Annotated in this window: 22 protein-coding genes and 1 tRNA gene; 18 read left to right on the top strand and 5 right to left on the bottom strand. The window is 37.4% G+C overall.

Annotated elements, in window-relative coordinates; all coding sequences use genetic code 11:
* The first annotated feature begins 257 nt into the window (after positions 1-257).
* The 16 genes from mraZ (at position 258) to ESZ48_RS10120 (ending at position 18,778) form a co-directional block, all read left to right on the top strand.
* Entirely contained in the window at positions 258-728 is a 471-nt protein-coding gene (gene mraZ / locus ESZ48_RS10195; RefSeq protein ID WP_129017318.1) for a division/cell wall cluster transcriptional repressor MraZ, read from the top strand.
* Positions 715-1,611, top strand: coding sequence for a 16S rRNA (cytosine(1402)-N(4))-methyltransferase RsmH (gene rsmH / locus ESZ48_RS10190; protein WP_129017317.1), 897 nt, complete (start codon positions 715-717; stop codon positions 1,609-1,611). The genes mraZ and rsmH overlap by 14 nt, the downstream gene beginning before the upstream one ends.
* Before the next feature lie 193 nt (positions 1,612-1,804).
* Positions 1,805-2,125, top strand: coding sequence for an FtsL-like putative cell division protein (locus ESZ48_RS10185; protein ID WP_129017316.1), 321 nt, complete (start codon positions 1,805-1,807; stop codon positions 2,123-2,125).
* Between the two features lie 54 nt (positions 2,126-2,179).
* Positions 2,180-4,126, top strand: coding sequence for a penicillin-binding protein (locus tag ESZ48_RS10180; RefSeq protein ID WP_129017548.1), 1,947 nt, complete (start codon positions 2,180-2,182; stop codon positions 4,124-4,126).
* Positions 4,126-5,589, top strand: a complete 1,464-nt coding sequence (locus tag ESZ48_RS10175; RefSeq protein ID WP_129017315.1) for a UDP-N-acetylmuramoyl-L-alanyl-D-glutamate--2,6-diaminopimelate ligase — start codon at positions 4,126-4,128, stop codon at positions 5,587-5,589. Before ESZ48_RS10180 ends, ESZ48_RS10175 begins: the two co-directional genes overlap by 1 nt.
* A gap of 118 nt (positions 5,590-5,707) precedes the next feature.
* Complete coding sequence (gene mraY, locus ESZ48_RS10170) at positions 5,708-6,949, top strand: phospho-N-acetylmuramoyl-pentapeptide-transferase (protein ID WP_129017314.1); 1,242 nt, start codon at positions 5,708-5,710, stop codon at positions 6,947-6,949.
* A gap of 81 nt (positions 6,950-7,030) precedes the next feature.
* The gene (gene murD / locus ESZ48_RS10165) at positions 7,031-8,386 is read left to right on the top strand and encodes a UDP-N-acetylmuramoyl-L-alanine--D-glutamate ligase (protein WP_129017547.1); all 1,356 of its coding nucleotides are present in this window, start codon (positions 7,031-7,033) and stop codon (positions 8,384-8,386) included.
* A 128-nt stretch (positions 8,387-8,514) separates the two neighbouring features.
* Positions 8,515-9,708, top strand: a complete 1,194-nt coding sequence (locus tag ESZ48_RS10160) for an FtsW/RodA/SpoVE family cell cycle protein (protein WP_129017313.1) — start codon at positions 8,515-8,517, stop codon at positions 9,706-9,708.
* Between the two features lie 98 nt (positions 9,709-9,806).
* The gene (gene murG, locus ESZ48_RS10155) at positions 9,807-10,940 is read left to right on the top strand and encodes an undecaprenyldiphospho-muramoylpentapeptide beta-N-acetylglucosaminyltransferase (protein WP_129017312.1); all 1,134 of its coding nucleotides are present in this window, start codon (positions 9,807-9,809) and stop codon (positions 10,938-10,940) included.
* Between the two features lie 2 nt (positions 10,941-10,942).
* Entirely contained in the window at positions 10,943-12,352 is a 1,410-nt protein-coding gene (gene murC, locus ESZ48_RS10150) for a UDP-N-acetylmuramate--L-alanine ligase (RefSeq protein ID WP_129017311.1), read from the top strand.
* Positions 12,336-13,055, top strand: coding sequence for a cell division protein FtsQ/DivIB (locus tag ESZ48_RS10145; RefSeq protein WP_129017310.1), 720 nt, complete (start codon positions 12,336-12,338; stop codon positions 13,053-13,055). The genes murC and ESZ48_RS10145 overlap by 17 nt, the downstream gene beginning before the upstream one ends.
* A 3-nt stretch (positions 13,056-13,058) precedes the next feature.
* Entirely contained in the window at positions 13,059-14,387 is a 1,329-nt protein-coding gene (gene ftsA / locus ESZ48_RS10140) for a cell division protein FtsA (protein ID WP_129017309.1), read from the top strand.
* 134 nt (positions 14,388-14,521) lie between these two features.
* Positions 14,522-16,420, top strand: a complete 1,899-nt coding sequence (gene ftsZ / locus ESZ48_RS10135) for a cell division protein FtsZ (protein WP_129017308.1) — start codon at positions 14,522-14,524, stop codon at positions 16,418-16,420.
* Between the two features lie 239 nt (positions 16,421-16,659).
* Positions 16,660-17,109, top strand: coding sequence for a GatB/YqeY domain-containing protein (locus ESZ48_RS10130; RefSeq protein WP_129017307.1), 450 nt, complete (start codon positions 16,660-16,662; stop codon positions 17,107-17,109).
* 117 nt (positions 17,110-17,226) lie between these two features.
* Positions 17,227-17,300 (top strand) — tRNA-Arg (locus ESZ48_RS10125).
* A 233-nt stretch (positions 17,301-17,533) separates the two neighbouring features.
* Positions 17,534-18,778 carry a site-specific integrase gene (locus ESZ48_RS10120; protein ID WP_129017306.1) on the top strand — a complete coding sequence of 415 codons (1,245 nt, stop codon included), beginning with the start codon at positions 17,534-17,536 and terminating at the stop codon, positions 18,776-18,778.
* A 20-nt stretch (positions 18,779-18,798) separates the two neighbouring features.
* On the opposite strand, the gene ESZ48_RS19670 is transcribed toward ESZ48_RS10120, so the two are convergent.
* The 5 genes from ESZ48_RS19670 to ESZ48_RS10100 form a co-directional block, all read right to left on the bottom strand.
* On the bottom strand, positions 18,799-19,074 hold the full coding sequence (locus tag ESZ48_RS19670) for a cysteine peptidase family C39 domain-containing protein (protein ID WP_262707976.1): 276 nt from the start codon (positions 19,072-19,074) through the stop codon (positions 18,799-18,801).
* Entirely contained in the window at positions 19,055-19,231 is a 177-nt protein-coding gene (locus ESZ48_RS19665) for a cysteine peptidase family C39 domain-containing protein (protein WP_262707975.1), read from the bottom strand. The genes ESZ48_RS19670 and ESZ48_RS19665 overlap by 20 nt, the downstream gene beginning before the upstream one ends.
* A gap of 41 nt (positions 19,232-19,272) precedes the next feature.
* Positions 19,273-20,739, bottom strand: coding sequence for a TlpA family protein disulfide reductase (locus ESZ48_RS10110; RefSeq protein WP_129017305.1), 1,467 nt, complete (start codon positions 20,737-20,739; stop codon positions 19,273-19,275).
* A gap of 161 nt (positions 20,740-20,900) precedes the next feature.
* Positions 20,901-21,284 (bottom strand): hypothetical protein, encoded by a 384-nt coding sequence (locus tag ESZ48_RS10105; RefSeq protein ID WP_129017304.1) that lies wholly within the window; start codon positions 21,282-21,284, stop codon positions 20,901-20,903.
* Positions 21,285-21,552: 268 nt separating this feature from the next.
* Positions 21,553-23,100 carry an IS1182 family transposase gene (locus ESZ48_RS10100; RefSeq protein ID WP_394345726.1) on the bottom strand — a complete coding sequence of 516 codons (1,548 nt, stop codon included), beginning with the start codon at positions 23,098-23,100 and terminating at the stop codon, positions 21,553-21,555.
* A 369-nt stretch (positions 23,101-23,469) separates the two neighbouring features.
* On the opposite strand from ESZ48_RS10100, the gene ESZ48_RS10095 reads away from it, so the two are divergent.
* Positions 23,470-25,254 (top strand): tetratricopeptide repeat-containing sensor histidine kinase, encoded by a 1,785-nt coding sequence (locus ESZ48_RS10095; protein ID WP_129017302.1) that lies wholly within the window; start codon positions 23,470-23,472, stop codon positions 25,252-25,254.
* Positions 25,255-25,260: 6 nt separating this feature from the next.
* Positions 25,261-25,944, top strand: a complete 684-nt coding sequence (locus ESZ48_RS10090; RefSeq protein WP_129017301.1) for a response regulator — start codon at positions 25,261-25,263, stop codon at positions 25,942-25,944.
* Positions 25,945-26,289: the final 345 nt, after the last annotated feature.

The raw sequence follows: 26,289 nt of genomic DNA, 5'->3' as shown, positions 1-26,289 counted from the left end.
TTTCATTCAAATTTTATTTCTTTTTAGCCAGTTTCGCCACAATACTTCTACAATATTTGTTTACAACGCCGAAATGTTTTTATCCCACTTTTTAATATTCTAAAAAACAGCCACTTATTTATTCTTCGTTTCTTCCGTTTATCGAAAATACACCTCAAAATCAAAAACTTATCAACAAAAGTGGTAAATTGTGGTAAATGGTGGTAATATTTTCAATATATTTGAATCTTAGTCGTTAGATAAACAAACAATAGCTTTTGAACTCATTAATAGGAACATACGAATGTAAAGTTGATGCCAAAGGTAGGCTTATGCTACCTGCTGCCATCAAAAAACAGTTGTTGCCTTCGCTTCAAAACGGATTTGTTTTAAAAAGAGCGGTTTTTCAACCTTGTTTAGAGCTGTACCCGATGACCGAATGGGAGTCTTTGATGCAAAAAATGAACAAACTTAACCGCTTCAAAAAGAAAAACAATGATTTCATCCGAAGGTTTACAGCAGGTGTGAAAGTGGTGGAAGTAGATGCTACTGGAAGATTGTTGATTCCGAAGGACTTGATGGTTTTTTCTGGGATTTCTAAGGACATCGTAGTGTCTTCAGCAATAAATATTGTTGAGATCTGGGATAAAGATAAATATGAACAAGCTATAGACGATGCGGCGGACGATTTTGCAGATTTAGCCGAGGAAGTCATGGGACAAGATGATGACGAAAATGGACTATCATAATCCGGTTTTACTTACTGAAGCGGTGGATGGATTGAATATCAAACCTGATGGCGTGTATGTAGATGTGACATTTGGTGGAGGAGGCCATAGTCGGGAGATTTTAAATCGCTTGGGGCCAAAAGGGAAGTTATTCGCCTTTGACCAAGATAAAGACGCTCTTTTAAATACCATTGACGATCCGCGTTTTACCTTGATCAATGAGAATTTCAGGTATTTGAAACGTTTTTTGCGATTTTATGGAGCTAAGGAAGCCGATGGGATCTTAGCAGATTTTGGAGTGTCTTCGCATCAGTTTGATGTTGCCGAGCGTGGGTTTTCAACACGTTTTGAAGCAGATTTAGATATGCGGATGAATCAGGACAGTAAGCTGTCTGCCTTTCATGTCATTAACAAGTACGACGAAGAGCAAATTAAAGAAGTGTTCTTTCAGTACGGTGAGTTGCGTCAGGCTCCGGCAATGGCAAGGGCTATTGTGGAAGAGCGTGCTACAAATGAAATCAAGTCCAGTGAACAATTGAAAGAGGTCTTAAAGAAATTTGTAAAACATAAAAATGAACATAAAGTATTGGCGCAAATTTATCAGGCCATTCGGATAGAGGTCAACCAAGAAATTGAAGCCTTAAAGGAATTGTTGCTTCAGTCGCCTGAAGTTTTAACAAAAGGAGGGCGTTTAAGTTGTATTTCATACCATTCGTTAGAAGATAGATTGGTGAAGCGTTTTATAAGAAACGGCATGTTTGAAGGAGAACCTGAACGTGATGTTTATGGGAATTTTGAAGTGCCCATGAAAAAAGTTGGCGGATTGATTGTGCCATCAAAAGCTGAAGTGAAAGAAAATAGCAGAGCACGAAGTGCAAAACTTCGAGTTGCGGAAAAATTATAAATAATCTGCCAGGTTAGATAAGTCAGCCTGCAAGTTGAGATTGATCAACCTGCAAGGTTTTCAAAACCTTGTAGGTTTAAAAAATAGTCTAATTAAAATTAAAATAGGAGATTCCTGCTTTAGCAGAAACGAATTCAGGTTAAATAAAAATAATTCTTCCTTTTGGGAAGATGTCCGAAGGACAGATGGGATTATGAAAAGCAATATTTATCACATATTAAGAGGTAAGTTTTTGGTCAGTGATGATTCCTTCAAGAATTGGAGAATCATCATTTTTATTTCTGTTTTGGCAATTGTCATGATTGCAAGTTCACACAGTGCTGATCAAAAAGTACATGATATAGCACGATTGAATAACGAAGTCAAAGAATGGCGTTCAGCTTTTGTAGATGGCAGATCAAAGTTGATGCGTCTTAAAATGGAATCTGGAATCGTTCAAAAAATGGCAGAAAAGGGGATTGCACCATCTCCAAACCCGCCAAAGAAAATAAAAGTTAAATCGCAAGAAAATTAAGTGGCAGTTACTGAAAAGCACATATTGAACCGATTGTATTTTGTAGCAAGCATCATGTTTGTCTTTGCATTGGCCGTGGTATTTAAGTTGTTTACCATTCAGATGGTGCATGGCGATAAATATCGTGACTTGGCTGAAAAGCGAACCGTTAAGAATGATACCATTCCTGCCAATCGCGGAAATGTGTATGCGTCTGATGGAAGTTTATTGGCAACCTCCATCCCAAAATATGACATTCGTTTTGATGCCTTAACGCCAACAAGTAAAACTTTTGAGAGCCTCATAAAGCCCTTGAGTGATTCTTTATCCAAATATTCCGGAAAATCTTCAGGGTATTATGAAAAGGAGTTACGAAAAGCAAGAGCTAACAGAAACAGGTATTTTATACTGGCAAGAAATATTAATTATACCGATTATGCGCGCATTCGGAATTTTCCATTATTAAATCTTGGCGCTATTAGAGGTGGGCTCATTGTGGAACAAACCACAAAACGTGAACATCCGATGGGTGGCATTGCGCAAAGATCCATTGGTTATGAGCGTAAAGATAAAGACGGCCATTATGTGAGAGCGGGTATTGACGGTGCTTTTGGCGAAATGTATTTAAGAGGAACGGATGGCCATCGCATGAAACAAAAAATTGGTAAAGGCCAATGGAAACCCATTACCGATTATAATGAAATTGAGCCAAGAGATGGTTATGATGTGTACACGACAATAGATGTCAATATCCAGGACATTGCGCATCATGCCTTATTGGAGCAACTAGAGAAATATAAAGCAGATCATGGTTCGGTCATTGTCATGGAGACCAAAACTGGTGAAATCAAAGCCATTTCCAATCTGGGTAGAAATTCTGATGGACATTATTATGAGCGTTTAAATTATGCCGTTGGCGAAAGCAGTGAACCTGGCTCTACGTTTAAAATCATGGCCATAACCGCAGCTTTAGAAGATAAGGTGATTGATACCAGTGATGTTGTCGATACGCAAAAAGGCGTATTGAGTTATTATGGTAAAAAAGTAAGAGATTCCAAGCATGGCGGCTATGGTAAAATAACCATTGCAAAAGCTATTGAGGTGTCCTCAAATACGGCAATCGTGGCGGCTATTGATAAGGCTTATAAAGATCAGCCTAGTAAGTTCATCGACCGGTTGTACGCCATGAATTTGAATACCCGTTTGGATTTGCCAATTGTTGGCGAGCCAGAACCTATTATTCCGGATCCAAGAATTAAGAACGGACGCTGGAGTGGTATTGCATTGCAATGGATGGCCTATGGTTATGGGGTTTCATTTACGCCTCTGCAAACTTTGACGTTTTATAACGCCATTGCCAATAACGGCGAGATGGTAAAACCACAATTTCTGCGTGAAGTCAGAGAATTTGATAAAACGATTGTGCCTTTCAAAAAAGAAGTCATCAATCCGAGAATCTGCTCACAGGAAACCGTTGATAAAGTTAAAAAACTATTGGAAAACGTTGTGGAGCGTGGCACGGGAAGCAAGTTGTATTCGCCTAATTTTTCTATGGCAGGAAAAACGGGAACCTGTCAAAAGGATTATGCCAATAAAGATAAATTGAGTTATATCTCATCATTTGCTGGATTTTTCCCTGCCGACAATCCAAAATACTCCTGTATTGTCGTCATCCATGAACCAGACAAGAGTGTTGGTTATTATGGTGCGGATGTTTCTGGACCTGTCTTTAAGAAAATTGCACAAAAAATATTTACCGATACACCTATTACCGATGAGGTCGAAACTTTGAATTTTCAAAACACGGTGGTCAATAAGGATTTTGAAAATTATTATAACGTCGCGCAAACGCACAAAACCATCATGCCAGATGTTAGAGGAATGCCAACTATGGATGCCCTGGCGCTTTTGGAAAATATGGGATTGAAAGTAAAGATTCAAGGTGTTGGCGTGGTTAAGAAGCAATCCATTGAACAAGGTGTAAAAATAACACGCGATCAAGAAGTCTATTTAAATATATAATGGCACAATTAAAAGACATATTATATAAGGTCACCATCAACTCTGTTGTTGGCAGTACGAGTGTGCCCGTCAATGCCATTGATTTCGATTCTCGAAACATTGTTCAAGATGATGTTTTTGTCGCCATAAAAGGCACGATTACAGATGGCCATCAATACATCGATTTGGCAGTTGAAAATGGAGCCGTTGCCATTATTTGCGAAGCCTTGCCAGATACTTTACATAATGGTATTACCTATATAGAAGTTGAAAGCGCAAGTAGAGCCTTGGCGTTTATGGCGGCCAATTTTTACGACAATCCGTCGCAGAATTTAAAGTTGATAGGCGTAACCGGAACTAATGGAAAGACCACTGTTGCCACTTTATTATATCATTTATTTAAGAAGGCCGGATTTAAAGTGGGTTTATTGTCCACGGTTAAAGTGATGGTAGATACCCAAGAGTATCCCGCCACACATACCACTCCAGATTCCTTGACCATCAATAAATACTTGAGTTTGATGAGTGTTGCCGGAGTTGAGTTTTGCTTTATGGAGGTCAGTTCGCATGGCATCCATCAGAACAGGACGGAAGGACTTCATTTTGAAGGTGGCATTTTTACTAATCTGTCGCACGATCACTTAGACTATCACAGCACTTTTGCAGAATATAGGGATGTTAAAAAATCATTTTTTGACAATTTATCCAAAGATGCTTTTGCTTTGGTCAATATTGATGATAGGAATGGTTTGGTCATGCTTCAAAATACCAAAGCAAAAAAATACACTTACGCTTTAAAAACTTACGCCGATTATAAGGCGCACATATTAGAAAATCAATTTACTGGTCTCTTGCTTAAAATCAATGAGAATGAGGTGTGGACGCGCTTGATAGGAAATTTCAATGCCTATAATATTTTAGCTATTTACGCTGCCGCAGATGTGTTAGGTCTTGAAAAGGTGGAAAATCTGCGATTGATAAGCGAATTGGAAAGCGTATCAGGACGATTTCAGTATTTAATTTCTGAAGATAAAATAACCGCTATTATTGATTATGCGCATACGCCCGATGCTTTGCAAAATGTATTGGAAACCATCAACAGCATTCGCACTAAAAACGAAGAATTGATTACCGTGGTTGGTTGCGGAGGTGATAGAGATAAAACGAAACGTCCTAAAATGGGGCATATCGCATCAGCTTTAAGCACAAAAGTGATTTTCACCAGTGATAATCCAAGAAGTGAAGTCCCTGAAAAAATCATAGAGGATATTGAAAAGGGCGTAGAGCCACAGAATTATAAAAAAACGGTTTCTATTGCCGATAGAAGACAAGCGATTAAAACCGCCTGTCAAATGGCACAACCCAATGATATCATTCTCATTGCGGGAAAAGGGCACGAAACCTATCAGGAAGTTAAAGGCGTCAAAAGCGATTTTGATGATTATAAAATAGTCAAAGAGTTTTTGAAACAGCTCGGGAAATAGAATGGAGTTTGAAGCACGAAGCGCGAAGAAAAGAAAATGATAAATAAAATAATTAAATAACGAATAACGAATAACGAAGTTCAGTTTAATCAACAATCAACAATCAACAATAATCTAGATGCTCTATTACCTCTTTGAATATTTAAAACAACACTTTGATTTTCCCGGATCTTCCCTCTTCGGATTCATCACGTTTAGGGCGGCTATGACGATTATTGTGTCGTTGTTGATATCAACAATATATGGTAAACGGATTATTAAGTTTTTGCAAAAACAGCAAGTAGGAGAAACCATTAGAGACTTGGGATTGGATGGTCAAGTAGAAAAAGCGGGAACACCAACAATGGGTGGGATCATCATCATTATTGCAACCTTGATTCCGGTGATTCTGTTTGCTAAAATCGATAATATCTATATCATTTTACTGGTGGTAACCACGCTTTGGATGGGAGCTATCGGATTTTTGGATGATTATATTAAAAAATTCAAGAATGATAAAGAAGGGCTCAAAGGGCGTTTTAAAGTTTTAGGACAAGTCGGATTGGGGATTATTGTGGGGACAACACTTTATTTTCATGATGATGTTACCATTCGGGAGAAGTTGCCAACGGTTCAACAAAAGGAAATCTTGGCTTCTAGCCCTAATGTAGAAGCAGCAAAGCTATTTAAAGCGGAAGAGAAATCAACAAAAACGACCATTCCATTTGTCAAGGAAAATGAATTTGATTATGCCCGATTAGTGACGTGGATTAGCCCAGGTCTTGAAAAGTACACATGGATTATTTTCATTTTAGCGACGATTTTTATTATTACCGCAGTGTCCAACGGAGCGAATTTAACCGATGGAATAGATGGGCTGGCAGCGGGGACATCGGCTATCATTGTGCTCACCCTCGGCATTTTTGCCTGGGTTTCTGGAAACATCATTTTTTCAGATTATCTCAACATCATGTATATCCCAAGGGTGGAAGAAATCACTATTTATATCGCTGCATTTGTAGGAGCGCTTATTGGTTTTCTGTGGTATAATGCTTATCCAGCGCAGGTATTTATGGGAGATACAGGAAGTTTGACCATAGGAGGCGTGATTGCCGTGATTGCGATTGCAGTGCGTAAAGAATGGTTGATTCCAGTGTTATGCGGAATATTTTTAGTTGAAAATTTATCGGTTGTGATGCAAGTGAGTTGGTTTAAGTATACTAAAAACAAATATGGCGAAGGACGACGGATTTTTAAGATGGCGCCTTTGCACCATCACTATCAGAAATCTGGTTACCATGAAAGTAAAATAGTCACGCGTTTTTGGATTGTCGGAATTTTGCTTGCTATTGTGTCGATTGTAACGTTAAAATTAAGATAAACAAAAATCCCATTTCTTAACCTCTTTCTAAAGGGAAGAGAAATGATTGTGAATATGATGGAAGATATAAGAAGTGAAGCTATGAAAAAGCCCTCCTTTGGAGGGTTTGGGAGGATTGTGATTTTGGGAGGTGGAGAAAGCGGTGTTGGAACAGCGCTTTTAGCAAAGGCAAAGGGTTACAAAGTATTCCTTTCAGATAAAGGAAAAATTAAAGAAAAGTACAAAGACGTTCTTATACATAATGAGATTGAATTTGAAGATGAACAGCATACAGAGTCCAAGATTCTTGATGCAGACATCGTGATGAAAAGTCCAGGAATACCTGATAAAGTGGCTTTGGTGAAGCAAATAAGAGCGCAAGGGATTCAAGTGGTTTCTGAAATTGAATTTGCATCAAAATTTACCAATGCAACAATCGTGGGTGTTACAGGGAGTAATGGTAAAACCACCACGGTAAGCTTAATCTACCATATTCTGAAACAAGAATTGGAGGTGGGCTTGTCCGGTAACATTGGTAAAAGTTTTGCACAGCAGATTTTGGAACATGATTATCCAAATTATGTACTGGAAATCAGCAGTTTTCAATTGGACGATATCGTCGATTTTAAACCGCATATCGCCGTTTTGCTGAACATCACACCAGATCATTTGGATCGGTATGATTATAAGTTTGAAAACTATATCGATTCAAAGTTCAGAATTGTCATGAATCAAACTAAAGATGATTACCTGATTTATGATGCCGATGATGAAGTAATTACTGAATGGCTTAAATCACATGAAATTCAATCCACATTAGTGCCGTTTTCACTGACGAAAATTATTGAAAATGGTGCGTATTTAAACAAAGAAGAGATAAAAATAACGATAGATAATAATCAAATAATTATGTCAACAAAAAATTTAGCTTTAGAAGGCAAACACAATATTAAAAACCAAATGGCTGCATCAACCGTAGCGCATTTGTTGAAAATAAGAAAACAGACCATTCGTGAAAGCTTAGAAAATTTTCAAGGTGTTGAACATCGTTTGGAGCACGTATTGAAAATCAATAAGGTCCGATACATCAATGATTCGAAAGCAACCAATGTCAATGCAACTTATTTTGCTTTAGACAGCATGGAATCGCCGACAATTTGGATTGTTGGAGGTGTCGATAAGGGAAATGATTACAGAGAATTGTTTCCGTTTATTAATGAAAAGGTAAAAGCAATCATCTGTCTTGGCGTAGACAATGAAAAACTGCTGAATACTTTCGGAAAAATGGTGGATACTATCGTAGAAACGCAACATATGAGCGAAGCGGTTAAAATCGCCTATAAACTAGCTGAAACAGGTGACTCAGTATTGTTATCGCCAGCGTGCGCAAGCTTTGATTTATTTGAGAATTACGAAGATAGAGGGCGACAATTTAAAGACGCCGTAAGAAATTTATAAACCCATCTTAAATCTTTGGAGTTTGGCTTTGGAGCATTAAAGTCTGAAAAAAACATAAAAGTTAAGATTTAGGATAGACAAATTAAAAGCACATAAAGTTTTCCAATAAGGAAAGTGTCAGAATGACCATGGACGCCATATATAAAAACATAAAAGGAGATCGATTGATTTGGGCAATTGTCGCATTGTTGGCAATTTTCTCATTCCTTCCTGTGTACAGTTCTTCCAGTAATTTGGCATATACTGCGAGTTCAGGGAGTACGTTTTCGTTTTTTGTAAAGCATTTTATGCATCTGTTCTTAGGCTTTGTCATTATGTATGGGGTTCATCGGGTGCCTTATCGTTATTTTAGGGGCTTATCCCTGGTTATGATGCCCATCGTATTGATTTTGTTGGTGTTGACCATGTTTCAAGGAAATACTATTGATGGTGCTAATGCGAGTAGGTGGATTCAAATCCCAATCGTGGGGATGTCATTTCAAACCTCCACATTTGCGGCAGTGGTGTTGATGGTATATGTGGCGCGCTATTTATCAAAAATCCAAGACAAGGACATAAAATTTAAAGAGACGATTTTACCGTTATGGATGCCCGTTTTTTTGGTGCTGATTTTGATACTTCCCGCTAACTTTTCAACGGCAGCAATTATGTTTGCCATGGTTATGATGTTGACATTTATCGGAGGCTATCCAATTCGTTATTTGGTGATTATTATTGGTACTGGTATCCTGGTTTTGGGATTGTTTGTTTTGACTGCGAAAGCATTTCCCGAGGCGATGCCAAATCGTATTGATACGTGGATGAGCCGAATTGAGAACTTTTCAAATGGTGAAGACACAGAAGCCGATTATCAAATTGAAAAAGCAAAGATTGCCATTGCAACAGGAGAAATAACGGGATTAGGGCCAGGGAAGAGTGTTCAAAAGAACTTTTTGCCACAATCGACATCCGATTTTATTTTCGCCATAATTGTAGAAGAATATGGGATGATAGGCGGTTTGGTTATTTTGGTGGTGTATTGTTGGCTGCTCTTTCGGATTGTGATCATCGCACAAAAATCAGATACTGTTTTCGGGAAATTAGTCGTCCTTGGTGTCGGTTTGCCTATCGTATTTCAGGCGTTTATCAATATGGCGGTGGCAGTAGAATTATTTCCGGTAACGGGACAAACCTTGCCGCTAATCAGTAGTGGTGGAACCTCCATTTGGATGACCTGTATGGCAATTGGCATTGTTTTAAGTGTCAGTGCAGAACGTGAGGAATTAAAAGAACAGGAAGAAGGATTGGATAATCCATTGGAAATATTGAGTGAAGCAATTTGATTAACCTGCAAGGTTTTAAAAACCTTGTAGGTTTAAAAAAGTGAAATAAATTATTATACTCCAGCATTTTAATTAAGCTGTTAGATTTTAAAAAAGAAGTGGCTAAAAAAGAAACATACAAAATCATTCTCTCAGGAGGCGGCACAGGAGGTCATATCTATCCTGCCATTGCCATTGCGAATGAGCTGAAATCTCGTTTTCCTGATGCTGAGTTTCTTTTTGTGGGCGCTTTGGATCGGATGGAGATGGAGAAAGTACCTCAGGCAGGTTATAAGATCGAGGGCCTTTGGATTTCAGGTTTAGAGCGTAAGTTGACTTTGAAAAACATGGCTTTTCCAGCAAAATTGATTGTCAGCTTGTTGCGAGCCCGAAAAATAATTAAAAGTTTCAAACCGGATGTCGCCATTGGAACAGGTGGTTTTGCAAGCGGACCACTTTTACAGGTCGCTGCTGCTAAAGGAATCCCTAGTTTGATCCAGGAACAAAATTCGTTTCCAGGAATTACCAATAAATTATTGGGAAAGAAAGTAGATAGAATATGTGTCGCCTACGATGGGTTGGAACGCTTTTTTCCGAAGGATAAATTGATAAAAACAGGAAACCCGATTCGTCAGGATCTGTTGCAGATTGATAATAAGTCGGTGGAAGCTAAGAGTTTTTTTAAGCAAAAGCACGGGAAACATACCTTGTTGGTTTTGGGAGGAAGTTTAGGTGCCAGACGGATTAATGAGTTGATCGAAAAAGAATTAGAGTTTTTTCAGACCCAAAACGTTCAAGTGATCTGGCAATGCGGAAAGTTGTATCATGAAGTTTATAAAAAGTATAATACTACTGAAAATGTGCAAGTTCATGCTTTTTTAAATACGATGGATATGGCTTATGCCGCTGCCGATTTTATAATCTCGAGAGCAGGAGCGAGTTCCGTTTCGGAGTTGTGTGTGGTTGGGAAACCAGTAATTTTCATTCCGTCACCTAACGTGGCTGAAGACCATCAAACTAAAAACGCCTTGGCTGTTGTTAATAGAGATGCGGCATTGTTAATTAAAGAAGCGGATTTGGATGTTGATTTTGAAAATCGATTTGCACAGTTGGTTGCATCTTTAGAAAAACAACAACTCCTAAGTGAAAATATAAAGAAACTCGCTTTGGTAAACGCGACAAAAGATATTGCGGATGAGGTTGAGAAACTCCTATCCCATATTCCGTCTTCCCAAAGGGAAGAAAATAAATAAGGATGAATAAAAAGGATCTAAATATAGAAAACAATGATAAAGCCCTTTCTTTCGGGAAGGGTTTGGGATGGGCTAATGTCTATTTCATCGGCATCGGAGGTATCGGAATGAGTGCGCTTGCGCGTTATTTTATTGCCGAAGGGAAATCTGTGGCTGGATATGACCGAACCAAAACGGACATCACCGTTGCTTTGGAAGAACTTGGTGCGGACATTCATTTTGAGGATGCCATTGAGAAAATACCATCGGCATTCTTGAGTCCGAGTGATACTTTAGTTGTTTATACACCTGCAATTCCTAAAGGGCATCAGGAGTTTAACTATTTCAAAGATCATAATTTTGAATTGTTAAAACGCTCGGTCGTCCTTGGAGAAATCACAAAAAATACCTTTTGTTTGGCGGTTGCCGGAACTCATGGTAAAACGACCACCACCAGTATTTTAGGACATTTACTCTATGAATGCAATGTACCTGTCACTGCATTTTTAGGTGGCGTGAGTGAGAATTACAATTCCAATTTCATCCTTAAAGGGACGGAGGTTACCGTAGTTGAAGCCGATGAATTTGACCGTTCGTTTCTGACCTTGTCTCCAGATATGGCTGGCTTGACCTCAATGGAGCCTGATCATCTTGACATTTATGGTGAACCGGAGGAACTTGAAAAATCATTCATTGAGTTCACGAAAAAATTAAAACCAAACGGCAAATTGTTCGTCAAGAATGGGTTGCCAGTTGAAGGCATTACTTACGGAGTAGAAGACGATTCGGATTATTCCGCTCAAAACGTAAAAATAATCAATGGCAGTTATGAGTTTGACGTGAAAACGCCAAATGGAATGCTACACAATTTTAAATTTGACCTACCTGGCAGACATAATCTGTCGAATGCACTAATGGCCTTGGCGATGTCTGTCGAATATGGTATCCCTCACCAGCAGCTCGCCAAAGCTTTAGCATCTTACAAAGGGGTAAAAAGACGTTTTACATATCAAATCAAAACGGATGATTTGGTTTTTATTGATGATTACGCACATCATCCTGGAGAAATTAATGCCGTACACCAAGCGGTTAGGGAAATGTATCCCGGGAAAAAGGTCTTGGCTATTTTTCAGCCACATTTGTTTAGTCGGACCCGTGATTTTGCAGACGATTTTGCAAAAAGCCTGTCGCAATTTGACGAGATTTTATTGCTCGATATTTATCCTGCAAGAGAATTGCCAATGGAAGGGATTACCTCAGAATGGTTATTAACAAAAATTGAAAATGACCATAAGAAATTAGTCCAAAAATCGGAGTTGATTTCAGAAGTATTAGCCTCCGATGCTCCGGTTATTTTAACCATTGGAGCTGGAGATATTGGAGAACAAGTAAAATATATAAAACAAGCTTTAGAACTTGAAAATAAATTATAATTATATAAAAATCATTGGATTGCTTTTTTTGGTAATCTTTCTTTTCGCGTTTTCCTCTGTTCGGAATTCGGCAAGAAAAGTGAGTGAACCGAATATTAAATTCTTGGGTGATGAGAATTTATTTGTAACGCATGAGGCTGTTAGTAAGTTGTTAATACAAAACCAAGAAAGTGTTTCCAATAAGCCTAAAGAAACTATAGCTTTGAACGACTTGGAATCTGCCCTGAACGCCAACGTCATGATCAAGCGCGCGCAAGTGTACATCAACGTTGATGGTACATTGACCGCTGAGATAGAACAAAAGAAACCTATAGCAAGAGTCAGTACAAATGCATCTTATTATATTGATGATGAAGGTTCTTATATGCCGTTATCAACAAATTACTCATCAAGAGTGCCTTTAGTGACTGGTTTTGTGACTAAAAATGACTTGTATAATGTGTTTGTTGTTGCTAAAAAAGTTCAAAGTGATGAGTTTTTAATAAACCATGTTACAGAGATTCACCAGAATGAAAATGGAAGTATTGATCTAAAATTTAGATTAAATGATTTTAGAATACAGTTAGGGTCATTGGACCGATTGGATAAAAAGATAAATAATCTTAAGGCTTTCTATCAAAAAGCCATGAAAGATGGTACTTTAAATAGTTATAGTGCCGTTAATCTCAGATTTGATAAACAGGTTATAGGTACCAAAAAGTAAAGGATGGAAAATAATAAAATTTCAGTAGGATTGGATGTAGGTACGACAAAGATCGTCGCTATGATCGGTCGTAAAAATGAATATGGCAAGGCCGAAATTTTAGGAATTGGAAGAGCTAAAAGTTTGGGTGTGCACAGAGGCGTGGTCAATAATATCACGCAAACCATTCAATCAATCCAACAGGCTGTTCAAGAAGCAGAAGCGGAAAGCGGTGTGAAAATTGAAGAAGTAACTGTGGGTATTGCGGGTCAGCATATCAGAAGTTTACAACACAGCGATTATATCACACGCGCCAATTCAGAACTGGTGATTGATGAAGAAGATATTGACCGATTGATTAATCAAGTTCACAAATTGGTCATGCTTCCTGGAGAAGAGATCATCCATGTATTGCCACAGGAATATAAAATTGATGGACAGGCTGAAATCAAGGAACCGATTGGAATGTATGGCGGCCGATTGGAAGCCAATTTCCACGTTGTTGTTGGGCAGGTATCATCCATCCGGAATATTGGGCGTTGTGTAAAGAGTTCAGGCCTCGAATTGGAGGGTATAACCCTGGAACCTTTGGCATCGGCAAACGCTGTTTTGAGTCAGGAAGAAAAAGAAGCTGGTGTAGCTTTGATTGATATAGGAGGTGGTACAACGGATTTGGCTGTTTTTAAAGATGGCATTATTCGTCATACCGCAGTTATTCCTTTTGGAGGTAATGTCATTACTGAAGATATCAAGGAAGGCTGCTCTATTATAGAAAAGCAAGCCGAATTATTAAAAATAAAGTTTGGTTCCGCGTGGCCAGGAGAGAATAAGGACAATGAGATTGTTTCCATTCCTGGATTAAGAGGAAGAGAGCCAAAGGAAATTACACTTAAAAATCTGTCAAAGATAATTCACGCACGTGTGGTGGAAATTGTTGAGCAGGTATATGTTGAAATAAAAAATTACGGACACGAAGAGCAAAAGAAGAAACTCATTGCAGGTATTGTGTTGACTGGTGGCGGCGCACAACTGAAACATTTAAAGCAGTTGGTGGAATATATCACAGGAATGGACACCAGAATTGGGTTTCCAAATGAGCATTTAGCTGGCGACAGTGATGAAGAGATTGCGAGTCCATTGTATGCTACGGCAGTTGGTTTGGTTATGGACGGATTAAAACGTCAGGAACGCAAACGGATTGAAAAAGCAGAAGCAGAAGAAATTAAAGAAGAATTAGAAGCCCCTCCTTTGAAAATAGAAGAAGAACCGATTGTTCCGCCAAGAAAGGAAAGACGATCATTTTTAGATAAATTGACAGAACGCGTCAAAGATTTTTTAGATAATGCCGAGTAGCGACAGGGCATGCCCTGTCGCAACGGCATGCCCTGCTGCAACGGCACGCCCTGTCGCAACGGCACGCCCTGTCGGTACCAATCAAATTTAAAGTAAAAATATTAATTAAGAATCCAGAAAAAACCCAAAACATTATGAGCAATAAAAATGAATTTGGAAACATCGCATTCGATTTGCCAAAAAACCAATCCAACGTCATAAAAGTGATAGGAGTAGGTGGCGGCGGCGGTAATGCCATTAACCATATGTTTCAACAAGGAATAAAAGGCGTTGACTTTGTCATCTGCAACACCGATTCCCAGGCCCTCCATAACAGTGGTGTCCCAAATAAAATTCAGCTAGGTGTTAATTTAACCGAAGGTCTCGGTGCAGGCGCAAACCCAGAAGTGGGCGAGCAAGCAGCCATCGAGAGTTTAGAAGATATCCGCAGAATGTTGGATACCAATACTAAAATGGTATTCATCACCGCAGGTATGGGTGGCGGAACAGGTACCGGAGCAGCTCCTGTGATTGCCAAAATGGCCAAGGAATTGGAAATACTTACCGTAGGTATCGTGACGATGCCATTCCTTTTTGAAGGTAAAATAAGAAATGAACAAGCCCAAAAAGGAATTGAGACTTTAAGAAGTCATTGTGATTCTTTAGTGGTCATCAACAATAATAAACTTCGTGAAGTTTACGGAAACTTAGGCTTTAAAGCAGGTTTCTCAAAGGCTGATGAGGTATTGTCAACCGCTTCCAGAGGTATCGCTGAAGTGATCACGCATCACTACACACAAAATATCGATTTACGGGATGCTAAAACCGTTTTATCCAATAGCGGAACTGCCATTATGGGTTCTGCAACCGCATCTGGTAAAACACGTGCGCAAGATGCTATTATGAGAGCTCTTGATTCGCCACTATTAAATGACAATAAAATTACTGGAGCCAAAAACGTATTGTTGCTCATCGTTTCAGGTGTTCAAGAAATTACTATTGATGAAATAGGAGAGATCAACGACCATATTCAAAATGAAGCTGGTCATGGTGCAAACATCATCATGGGTGTTGGTGAAGATGAAAATCTAGAAGAATCTATTTCAGTGACGATTATCGCCACGGGTTTTGATATTGAACAACAGGATGAGATCTCAAACACAGAGACCAAAAAGGTTATTCACGCTTTAGAAGATGAGAATGATGTTAAAGTTAAAGATCGCGGTCCAGCAATTATCACACCTGATATCGTTCTTGAAAAAGAAGTAGAAAAAGTTGTAGTGCATACCTTAGTGGAAGAGGAAGAGAAAAAACAGGATAACAAGATGGGTTTGATTCCAACCACAGAATTCATCAAAAATCTTAGTGTTGTTTATGATGAAGTTTTGGACAGTGTTGACGAAGATGATTTTATCATAACTCCAATTGAACCATTTAAGGCCGAAGCTCCAAAAGAGATTTTTGAGGAAGATGAACAGATCACACTCACTTTTGATTTGCCATTATTCAATCAAAAAACTGAAGAAGCTCCAAAAAAGCAAAACCGCATTATGTTTGAGCTGGATGACGATACAAAGAATATGAAGGTTCATGATCATGTTGAAATCATTTCAGTGACTCAAGCAGATGAAACAGGTGAAAAGCGCTACGCTCTTGATGATTTTATGACTTATGAATCATCAATCAACAAGACAAAAGCCAAGCAGCAACCTGCAGTTGAAGAGGATATTGTATTTGAAAGGAAATCGATTCCAGTGCAACAAGAAACTGCTGCACCAGAAGAGGTTGATCCAATGACCAGTCCAATTTCAGACATGTTAAAAGAACGTGCAGATGAAAGACGACGTAAAATGAAAGATTTTAATTATAAGTTCAGTTCGGCGAAAGTTGACGAAATTGAAAAAGAACCAGCGTATAAGCGACAAGGCGTAAATTTGGAAGATAATAGATATTCTTCTGATTTGAAGTCTTCAAGAACCTCGGTGGGTCTAGATGATAACGACGATATTCAGTTGCGAAGTAATAATTCGTTTTTACACGATAACGTAGATTAATAGCAAATTTAAGTTCGGTGTTTCACACTTTTAAAAACCCAGATAGTTTAACTGCTTTCTGGGTTTTTTAATTCCTGCGTCATACATTGAGCTTGTCGAAATGAAGTCAGGAATCTAAGAATTGAATTATGAATTGATGGAATTATAAACCTGTTCAAAATAATTTGCAATTATCCTATGATTCCCTCATCGAACACTCCCTTCTTTTTATTATCTTCGCAGCATCAAAAAAATAAACGATGAGTTTACAAGAAGATTTGATGACTGCCTTAAAAGCAGCAATGAAGAATAAAGATCAAGAAGCTTTGGCGGCCTTAAGAGCCATTAAAGCCGAAATCCTTCTTGCTCAGACAGAAACTGGCTCCAAAGAAGAAATTACTGAGGAACAAGAGATAAAAATCTTGTCAAAGTTGGTGAAACAGCGTAAGGACAGTGCAGCAATTTATGCCGAACAAAATAGAAATGATTTGGCAGAACCAGAGTTGGCGCAAGCCGAAATCATCAGTCAGTTTTTGCCAGCACAGTTAAGCGAAGCAGAAATAGAGAAAGTGGTTGTTGAAACGATCCAAACTACGGGTGCAGAAGGCATGAAAGATATGGGTAAGGTGATGGGGATTGTCAATCAACAATTGGCAGGACAGGCAGATGGGAAAACGATTTCCAATATTGTGAAGAGTAAATTAGCTTAAAAATATTGGTTCTTTTAAATGGCATTTTAAGGAATGTGTATTATAAAGAAAAATAACTAATTATAGTACAGGTTAGATTAACCTAAAAAGAGATCCCTGCTTTCGCAGGGATGAAATGGCCACGTAGCTCAGCTGAATAGAGCACTGGATTTCGGCTCCAGCGGTCGGGGGTTTGAATCCCTTCGTGGTCACTTTTAGCATCTTCAAAGGATGTCAAAACCAAGCAATCTGTAGGATTCGCTTGGTTTTTAGGTTTCTATGGGTTCATTTAATTTGATATGATTTGATTTAAAATGGTAGCTAAAAGGAGACCTTTTATTTAAAAGAGACCTGAGGTCTCTTTTAAATAAAATTCCCTAAATTGTATTGATGTAGTTGATTTGACTTTCGTCTTAAAAGATTGTTTCATTTAAAGACGACAACTATGCGTACTTCAAAAACATTTTCCATCCGCTTTTGGGTAAATCCCAAGAAATCACAAAACAACAGTGCCTTACTTTATGCTAGGATAACTGTCAATCAGCAAAGAATTGAAATCAGCTTAAAAAGAAAAGTGCCCCTCGACTTGTGGGACAATAAGAACAAAAAGGTTTTAGGTAACTCTTCTGAAGCAAAACAAATTAATCAATATTTGGAGGAATCACGAGTATTACTCTTTCAAATATTTCAGGATTTAAAATTTCAAGGAGAACTTATTACGGCTAAAAGAATTAAGACTATTTTTCTTGGCGAGGATGAAAGTTCCAAAACCTTACTGGAACTTATTGATTACCATTCAAAGAAAATAGAGAACACACATGCAACTGGTTCGATTAGAAATTATGGGGTCACTGAAGACTACATTAAGAAGTTTCTTCTAAAGGATAGAAAAATTAAGGATATTGTGCTAAAACAATTGGATTATAAATTTATTTGTGATTTTGAGCGGTTTCTTAACGCATACTATCCAAATGGACACGATAGGGAGATGGGGCATAATACGGTCATGAAACACATTCAGAGGCTTCGTAAAATGGTGACGCTTTCCTATCATTTGGAATGGTTGGACAAAGATCCATTCATGCGCTGGAAAATGAGTTATGAAAAGAAGGAACGTGATTTTTTGACTGCAAATGAATTGTCTAATCTTGAAACTTATGATTTTCCAATTGGACGACTAGAAAGAGTACGGGATGTTTTTCTTTTCAGCTGCTATACCGGGATCAGTTATGCTGATATTAAAACTCTCAAGCCAAAACATGTTTTAGAAGGAATGGATGGTAATAATTGGATCATTACACATCGTCAAAAAACTAAAACAAAAGTAAAAGTGCCTTTACTAGATAAGGCGAAATTTCTCTTGGAAAAATATGATAATCATCCTATGGCTGTCATCTCAGAAACCTTGTTTCCCGTAGTAAGCAATGTGAAAGTCAATTTGTATCTTAAAGAAATTGCATCAGTGGTTGGTATTAGAAAAAATCTCACCTTTCATATGGCTCGCCATACCTTCGCCACAACCGTTACCCTGAGCAACGGTGTGCCTATAGAGACGGTGTCTAAATTATTAGGTCATTTGAAAGTATCAACAACCCAAATTTATGCTCGTGTTTTGGAGGAGAAGTTGAGTAAGGATATGATTGATTTGCAGAAGATGTTGAATGTTAAAGATGAGTTGAAAAAGGATTGAATTGGGTTTTTGATTTATATTTAATTTAAAAGATCGTTTGTCCGTTTTATCCAATCTAATTCTTTGAATTTTGGTGTATTTTCTAACAATAATGCAACACCTTCTTTTGTGCTTTCGTTGGCGTTGTTACCAATCCATCTGGATATAAACTCGTCCTTGGTATAAGTTATCAAGCCATAAGCAAGATCCGACATGAAGACCATATCATTTTTTATCTTATAAACTGTTATGAAATGATTGTTATTAAAATGTACAATTAAAGGTAAAGGTGCTTCTTTAAGTTTTTTGAAAATCAATTTTAACTCCTATGGTTTTAAAACCTATACTTTCAGCAGCATCACTTAACTTTAACAAACTACCTTCTCTGGTTGTTTCAGATAGATCTCTAATTTCTTGTAAAGTAATAAGTTTGCCAAAGTACTTTGCAGCGATGCGCAAACAGGTGGGGCGCATTCTTTGGAGTCAGGTTGTTTGTAAAATGGAAATTTTGACATCTATTCTTTTAAAAGCTTATCAAGCAACTTCCTTATTTCATCGCCTCCTGGGCCTGGCGCATTTCGGTAAATCAATTTACCTTCTTTATCATATAATAAGTATCGCGGAATTGTTTCTAGTGCCAAATTGCTGTAAAAATCGGCTTTTGGATAGTTCGCAGCTAAAAGATTGTTCTCTAAAGAAAGTAAACCATCTTCTTGTGAGGCCTTTTCCCATTTTTCAAAATCTTTATCTATAGAAACATACATAAAAACCACATTTTTATTTTCATAATCTTTTTTTAACTTTTCGGAAAATGGCATCGCTATGCGGCAAGGTCCACACCAACTCGCCCAGAAATCAAGATAGATCACTTTCCCGTAATTATCACTTATTATGCCTTTCAACGTTTTACTTGTTTTGTTATTTGTTATAAAATGGACATCTTCTATATTTTCTATTGACTCAGAGAGGTTTGTTAAAAACTTACTATTAAGAGAAGAAATTAAAATTGAATCAGTTACCATATCTTGAAATTTTTTAAAATAGGCGTTAAAGTCTTCTTCGGAGAAATTAGAGCCTATTTCGACGAGATTATGATATAATAAATAGGTCTTTACATTTGAAGAGAATTGATTAGACTGGGCTATTGAATCAAAATTTGTCTTAAAATCTAAAATGGATTTATTGGATTGCCTAATAAGTTTGGAATTAAATTTATATCTAGAGTAATTTTGAAGAAACGTTTTGTAAAATGAAAATTTGATCAAATCATCTTTATTTAAATAATTACTTAGTGTGTCGGCTATGGCATAATTCTTAAAATCATTAGGATGAACTGAATTATATAGACTAAATTTTAATCTGTTTTTCTGCAATTGGTATCTAGATTCCGTAATTTGATGTAACGCATACAACGAATCCAACAAAATCGCTTCTTTTTTATTGAGATGGCGTAATTCTTGGAGATAATTTTCTCTCAATTTCTTAAAATCAGTTATGGCATGTCTATTAGATAAATAATAAGAATAAGAGTCGGAAGGTGATGAGGTATTTAAATACGTCATTCTCTTATAATCATAAAGATTACTTTCGTTTAGTTTTTTATCATTCCCAACATAAAATGGAAAACCATCTTTTTCATGGTACCTCACCGAATCTCCTTTTTTCATCTCAAAATAGAGATCATCACTGCGATAGGTATGTTTTATAAAAAAGAAATCTTTTTCTGGAGCATATTCAAATTTATCTCCATCGTGATTAACAATCAACTCTTTTCGAAATCCATTCTCGTTTAAAATTTCAACTACAGAAGGAAACTTAATCTCTCTATTCTGAAAATGAAGCGTATCCTTAGGTTTTGAATGAAAATATATTGAAGTACTGTTGATAGTTTCTGTATCTGTTTTATCAAGCTCCGTTTTCTCGTGAGAAGGGTCATTCTTACAGGAGACAATTAATAAGACGAGCAATAGAATTTTCTTCATGAGTGTTTATTTAAAATTAGGTAGCAGTGAGATTAATTCATCTCACTGCTTTTGTTAAATTATTGAAATTAAATCTACAAGATATTAACAGCCTGCGCAACAATATCCACAATCACTATGGCCGTTTTCTATACAAATAGCATAATCACCTTGAGCATCGCTTAGTGAGTTCCATTTACCCATGATTGGCAGGAACCGCCACCATATCCACCAAATACAGTTTTAAGTTGACTACGCTGAAGCATATCATCTGCTCCTAATTTCAAATTTTTCAAACTTAATTTCGTGATTTTATTTAATGTATAAAATAATGTTGTACCAAGTACGGAAACTTGAATGATACATGGTGTAGGTAACTCATCAAATTTAACTTCTGAAATCCTAATGGCTACATTTTCAATGTCATATTTTGTTAACGTGTCAGCTATAGTTAATAAACTTGGGTGGTCTGGATGAGACAGTACACTATCTTTTATATAAGTGTTAGTGTGCTTTATCTTATGTAATTTAAGAAGTTGCTTCGTTGAGGAGTAACAATTATCCATAGTTTAATCATTATATTTCAAACTGTTTCCATTTTATAAAATTGACAGTTTTAGTTTTGATTAAATCTATAAAGAATTAATTAAAGATCGTTACGGTTCGCCCGTAGAAATAGTAAGGGTGAGCCTTACTAATGTAACTCAAGATTATCAGCAATTAAAAAAAATCAAAAAGAAGCCGTCTCAATAATCATATTGGGACGGTTTTTTTTATTTTCACTACTAATATTTATTTGGCAGTGATTTATTTTTTAGTTTGAAAGTTGCCTTCTCAGGCACTTTTCTTCCTTAGATTATGTGCCAGTGCATGCAATCCGAACTCTAACTCTACCTTTTCTATCCCTCTGTGGGTGAATCGATTGAAGTTCCTATTTGATTTGATCTGGGCAAATACAGGTTCCACATCAGCGGTGCGCTGTCTGCGTTTTATTATTCCCATTTCGCTGAGCAGGTTTTCCCTCACTTTTTCCTTGTACCCTTCCAGAGCGTGGTTACGTTCGACGATTCTATTGCCCTTTGCCTTAAAACAGCCTGTGCGCAGTGGACAGCCCTGACAGTTCTGGGCTTGGTACATACTGCTTTTCTGCAAGTAGCCAGATTTGGTCTTTCCCTTTCGCTCCCCGATGTTCTCCATGGGTTGACCCATCGGGCATATGTAATGGTCCTGTTCTTGGCTGTAGTATAGTTTATCTCTGTGGAAGCCCTCGTTTTTCTTTTTTCGTTTTGATTTTAAGATGCCCTGTTCTTTGTCAAAGGTGCTATACTTAACATAGGTCCCTATCCCTTTTTCTTCCAAAAATTCATAGTTCTCTTCGCTTCCATAGCCCGCATCTGCGGTGAGCTGCTCTGGCAAGAACTCATACAAGGATTCAAAGGTGTCCAGATGTGGCTTTAATGTATTGAGGTCGTTGGTGGTCTGGTGCAGGGTGTAGTGGATGACAAACTGGGATTCAGAACTCAACTGCACGTTATAGCCCGGCTTGAGCTGCCCGTTCTGCATGTGGTCATCTTTCATCCGCATAAAGGTGGCATCGGGATCCGTTTTGCTATAGCTGCCGCGTCCGGCCAAGGTCTTTTCCTGTTCTTCATACCTGTCCAGGTTCTGCGGAAAGTTCTTTTGGATATACCGGAGCTTTGCCTTTGCCCTGCCGCTGGCCCTGGGATTCTTGCTGATGATCTCCGCTATCTTGTTGGCTGTCCTTTCCACCTTCTCACTATCGATCTTTTTAAAGTCCGGTGGTACCGGGTCACTGTCCTCTTCATCGGCAATACTTTGTGCATACTGCCACATCTCTTCGAGCTGCTCTACCATCTTCTCTTTCCGGGTCTTGATGGCATTCCCCCAAACGAAGGTATACCGTCCGGCGACCGACTCGATCTTCGTGCCGTCCGTAAAGACTTCCTTTAAAGTGATCAGTCCCTCTTCGGCCAACAGCAGTACTACCTGCTTGAAGATGTCTTTAAAAATGGATTTGAGTTTTTTGCTCCTGAAGCGCGCAATGGTATTGTGGTCTGCCACCTGTTGCGCGGCCAGCCACATGAAGTTAATGTTCTCGCGCATGGCCCTTTCGATCTTACGGCTGGAGTAAGTATTGTCCATGTACGCATAGACCATTACCTTGAGCATCATTTTGGGATGATAGCTCGGCTTGCCCTCTTTGCTATATTCCTCGATAAGCAGGTTCAGATCGAGCTGCTCGATTATTCCATTGACAACGCGCACGGGATGTTCAATGGGAACAAGTTCTTCAATGGAGGGAGGGAAAAGCCAATTTTGTTGCTGGTTATAAGACTGGAAATTAGTATTCATATCGTTGATTATCAATGCTTAAAGATACATAACAATCCACTTTTTAACAAGTAATTTAATGCAAAAAGCCGCCTCAGGTATTGAGACGGCTTCTTTTTCGTTATTTTGCATTATTAAACAATTAATAGCATCTACATCAAAACTCGCTCCCAAATAAAGGTTATTTTTTTATTTATCATTTTACTGAGTTGTAGTTACGGTAAACCAGATGAATCCGAACAACCTTCGACTTCTCATAATGATAGTGTTTCTTCTTGGATTACTTTTTCAAAAGACAATTCACTGTCATTGGATGAGCGAAGATCATATTTAGATAGAGCGTATGCAGTCATAAATTCAAGTAAAATTGACACGTTGGCAACCAGAAAACTTAGCCTGATGACATATCAATATCTTTTATTGAAAGACACTATCAATTTTAGAAAGCTAAACAATGAAGTTTACGCACATGCCTTAAAACTAAGAGATACCTTTTCTATTGCCGATACTCATTGGAGCACGGCCAACCTCTATAAAGGACTGCAAGTATATGATTCCGCTTATTACCATTATAACATCGCCTATAATTATTTTGAGAGCATTGACCACCAATATTACGCCGCTAAAATGCTCTATGGCATGTCGTTTATAAAAGGAAGATTTCGAGATTATTCAGGGAGTGAAATACTTATGGTAAAAGCTATTGAGAAATACAAAATATTGAATGATTATAAAGCTTTATTTGGTGCTTATGAACATCTAGGTATTTTGTACAGTGGAATGAAAGAATATGACAGAGCTTTATTTTACTATAAAAAAGCCTTAGAGTATCAAACTAAACTTGAAAAAGATAAATTACCTAAAAATTCTGGACTCAATAATATGGCCTTAATATATCAAGATATGGGAGAATATGACATAGCCTTGGGGTATTTTGACAGGATTTTGAATGATGATAATCTAAAAACACGTGACATTGACCATTATGGCCGAGTACTGGAAAACAGAGCTTATACTCATCTTTTAAATGGAGATACAACAAATGTAAAACAAGATTTTTATCGTTCTTTAACTATTAGAGATAGTTTGCGTAATAAGGAAGGAATTGTGACCAGTAAGATCCATTTATCGGAATATTACGCTTTAATCAAGGACTCATTAAAAGCTATCCAATATGCTGAAGAAGCCAATGTATTATCCAAGGAAATAAAAAATAGTCGAGATTATTTGACATCGCTTCATTTATTATCCAAACTGGATGCTGAAAATGCAACCGATTATCTTAACAAGTACATCAGTTTTAGTGATAGCTTGCAAAATGCAGACCGCAAGGTCCAAAATAAATTTACCCGGATAGCCTACGAAACCGATGAGTATATTGAGGAAACCAAACGGCTGTCACAACAACAAACGCTCCTATTAATTGGCTCTTTGGTTCTTATTCTGATTATATCGTTAATATATTATATCATAGTTCAAAAATCGAGGACAAAAAGGCTCGTTTTAGAAACCGAACAACAAAAAGCCAATGAGCAAATCTATATTTTAACACTCAAGCAACAGATTAAATTAGAAGAAGAAAAAACAAGAGAGCGCAACAGGATTTCGCAGGAGTTGCATGACGGTATCTTAGGGAAACTGTTCGGGGTGCGGGTCGATTTGGGATTTTTGGATATCAAGGGAGATGACGGCACCTTAAAGCAGCATGAGGTGTTTTTAGATGAATTGCAGCTTATAGAAAAGGAAATCAGGGAAGTTTCACATAGGCTAAATATTAATTTCAATAGCTACGAAATTGATTTTAGCTCCATATTAAAGCAACTTCTCGAAAATAAAAGCCGCTTGGGCAATTTCACCTATCAACTGGATATTGACGAAAATATTGGATGGAGCGAAATAGATGAAATTATTAAAGTCAACTTATATAGAATATTACAGGAATCTTTACAGAATATCGTTAAATACGCAAGAGCAGAAAAAGTAAGTTTAAGTTTTTCTATTGAAAAAAACAATTTAATTGTAATTCTGAACGATGATGGAACAGGCTTCCAAATAAAAAAGCAAAAGCAAGGCATCGGTATTAAAAACATGAAATCCCGAATAGAAAAATTAAAAGGCGTATTTGGTATTCAATCAGAAATAGACAAAGGAACTACAATACATTTTACAATTCCAATTCAGTAAAAAACTATGGAACATAAATTATACACAGTATTAATCATTGATGACCACCCTTTAATAACTTCTGCTTATAAAAGTGCATTTAATTATATTGAAAAACAGAATGATTCCCTATCCTTTGATATTGAGGAGGCCCATGATTGTGATAGCGCTTTAGAAAAGATAATGCATTTTTCATCACAGAATAAAAACCCCGATATTATATTGTTGGACATCAGTTTGCCGTCTTCAAAAGATGGGTATATACTTTCTGGTGAAGATTTAGGTTTAAAAATCAATGAATTGATGCCTAGTACAAGGATTATAGTGTCAACAACTTTCAATGACAATTATAGAGTTCATAGCCTTTTTAAAAATCTTAATCCTGATGGGTTTTTAGTTAAAAATGATATCAATCCTATGGGACTGGTTGCAGCAATTAACACAGTACTTACAGACCCTCCGTATTACAGTAAAACGGTCATTAAATTGTTGAGAAACGAGGTTGCTTCTGACTTTATTGTAGATGCTATTGATAGAAAGCTACTGTATGAGCTTTCTATTGGTACCATGATGAAGGATCTGCCAGAACTTTTACAGCTCTCGCTCCCGGCTTTAGAAAAAAGAAAACGCCACTTAAAACAAATTTTTGATGCAGTAAGTCCCTATGATAAAGAATTGTTGCAAAAAGCAAAGGAAAAGGGATTTATATAAAACCGTTTTAAACATATATTCAATACCATGAAAAAGTAAGGGCTGCCCTTACTTTTTTTATGGGCGAGCCTTGCCGTTGTTTTGTGATTTCGATATATATTGCCAATCAATAACAGCAGGATTTTTTTACTCTATTTTTTTGGTATCATTTTTTGCTCAAGATTGCAATAGCTATGCTCCAAAGATGAAGAATACTTTTCTCTTATTTTATAATGACAATTATCAAATGAAAATAGGAATTTGATAATACAAAACTGAAAAATTACAACGGTTGTAAAAGAGGGTGACCACCCAGAGTGACAGTATAAAAAAAACTCAAGGATTATTGCCATTCATAATTCATGA

Source organism: Gelidibacter gilvus, assembly GCF_004115975.1.
Classification (GTDB): domain Bacteria; phylum Bacteroidota; class Bacteroidia; order Flavobacteriales; family Flavobacteriaceae; genus Gelidibacter; species Gelidibacter gilvus.
This window is presented reverse-complemented; position numbering and strand designations above follow the sequence as displayed.

Coding starts and splice junctions, on each gene's coding strand:
- rsmH (WP_129017317.1), top strand. CDS start 715: ATGGACTATCATAATCCGGTTTTACTTACTGAAGCGGTGGATGGATTG.
- ESZ48_RS10185 (WP_129017316.1), top strand. CDS start 1,805: ATGAAAAGCAATATTTATCACATATTAAGAGGTAAGTTTTTGGTCAGT.
- ESZ48_RS10180 (WP_129017548.1), top strand. CDS start 2,180: ATGTTTGTCTTTGCATTGGCCGTGGTATTTAAGTTGTTTACCATTCAG.
- ESZ48_RS10175 (WP_129017315.1), top strand. CDS start 4,126: ATGGCACAATTAAAAGACATATTATATAAGGTCACCATCAACTCTGTT.
- mraY (WP_129017314.1), top strand. CDS start 5,708: ATGCTCTATTACCTCTTTGAATATTTAAAACAACACTTTGATTTTCCC.
- murD (WP_129017547.1), top strand. CDS start 7,031: ATGAAAAAGCCCTCCTTTGGAGGGTTTGGGAGGATTGTGATTTTGGGA.
- ESZ48_RS10160 (WP_129017313.1), top strand. CDS start 8,515: ATGGACGCCATATATAAAAACATAAAAGGAGATCGATTGATTTGGGCA.
- murC (WP_129017311.1), top strand. CDS start 10,943: ATGAATAAAAAGGATCTAAATATAGAAAACAATGATAAAGCCCTTTCT.
- ftsA (WP_129017309.1), top strand. CDS start 13,059: ATGGAAAATAATAAAATTTCAGTAGGATTGGATGTAGGTACGACAAAG.
- ftsZ (WP_129017308.1), top strand. CDS start 14,522: ATGAGCAATAAAAATGAATTTGGAAACATCGCATTCGATTTGCCAAAA.
- ESZ48_RS10130 (WP_129017307.1), top strand. CDS start 16,660: ATGAGTTTACAAGAAGATTTGATGACTGCCTTAAAAGCAGCAATGAAG.
- ESZ48_RS10120 (WP_129017306.1), top strand. CDS start 17,534: ATGCGTACTTCAAAAACATTTTCCATCCGCTTTTGGGTAAATCCCAAG.
- ESZ48_RS19665 (WP_262707975.1), bottom strand. CDS start 19,231: ATGCGCCCCACCTGTTTGCGCATCGCTGCAAAGTACTTTGGCAAACTT.
- ESZ48_RS10110 (WP_129017305.1), bottom strand. CDS start 20,739: ATGAAGAAAATTCTATTGCTCGTCTTATTAATTGTCTCCTGTAAGAAT.
- ESZ48_RS10105 (WP_129017304.1), bottom strand. CDS start 21,284: ATGGATAATTGTTACTCCTCAACGAAGCAACTTCTTAAATTACATAAG.
- ESZ48_RS10095 (WP_129017302.1), top strand. CDS start 23,470: ATGACATATCAATATCTTTTATTGAAAGACACTATCAATTTTAGAAAG.
- ESZ48_RS10090 (WP_129017301.1), top strand. CDS start 25,261: ATGGAACATAAATTATACACAGTATTAATCATTGATGACCACCCTTTA.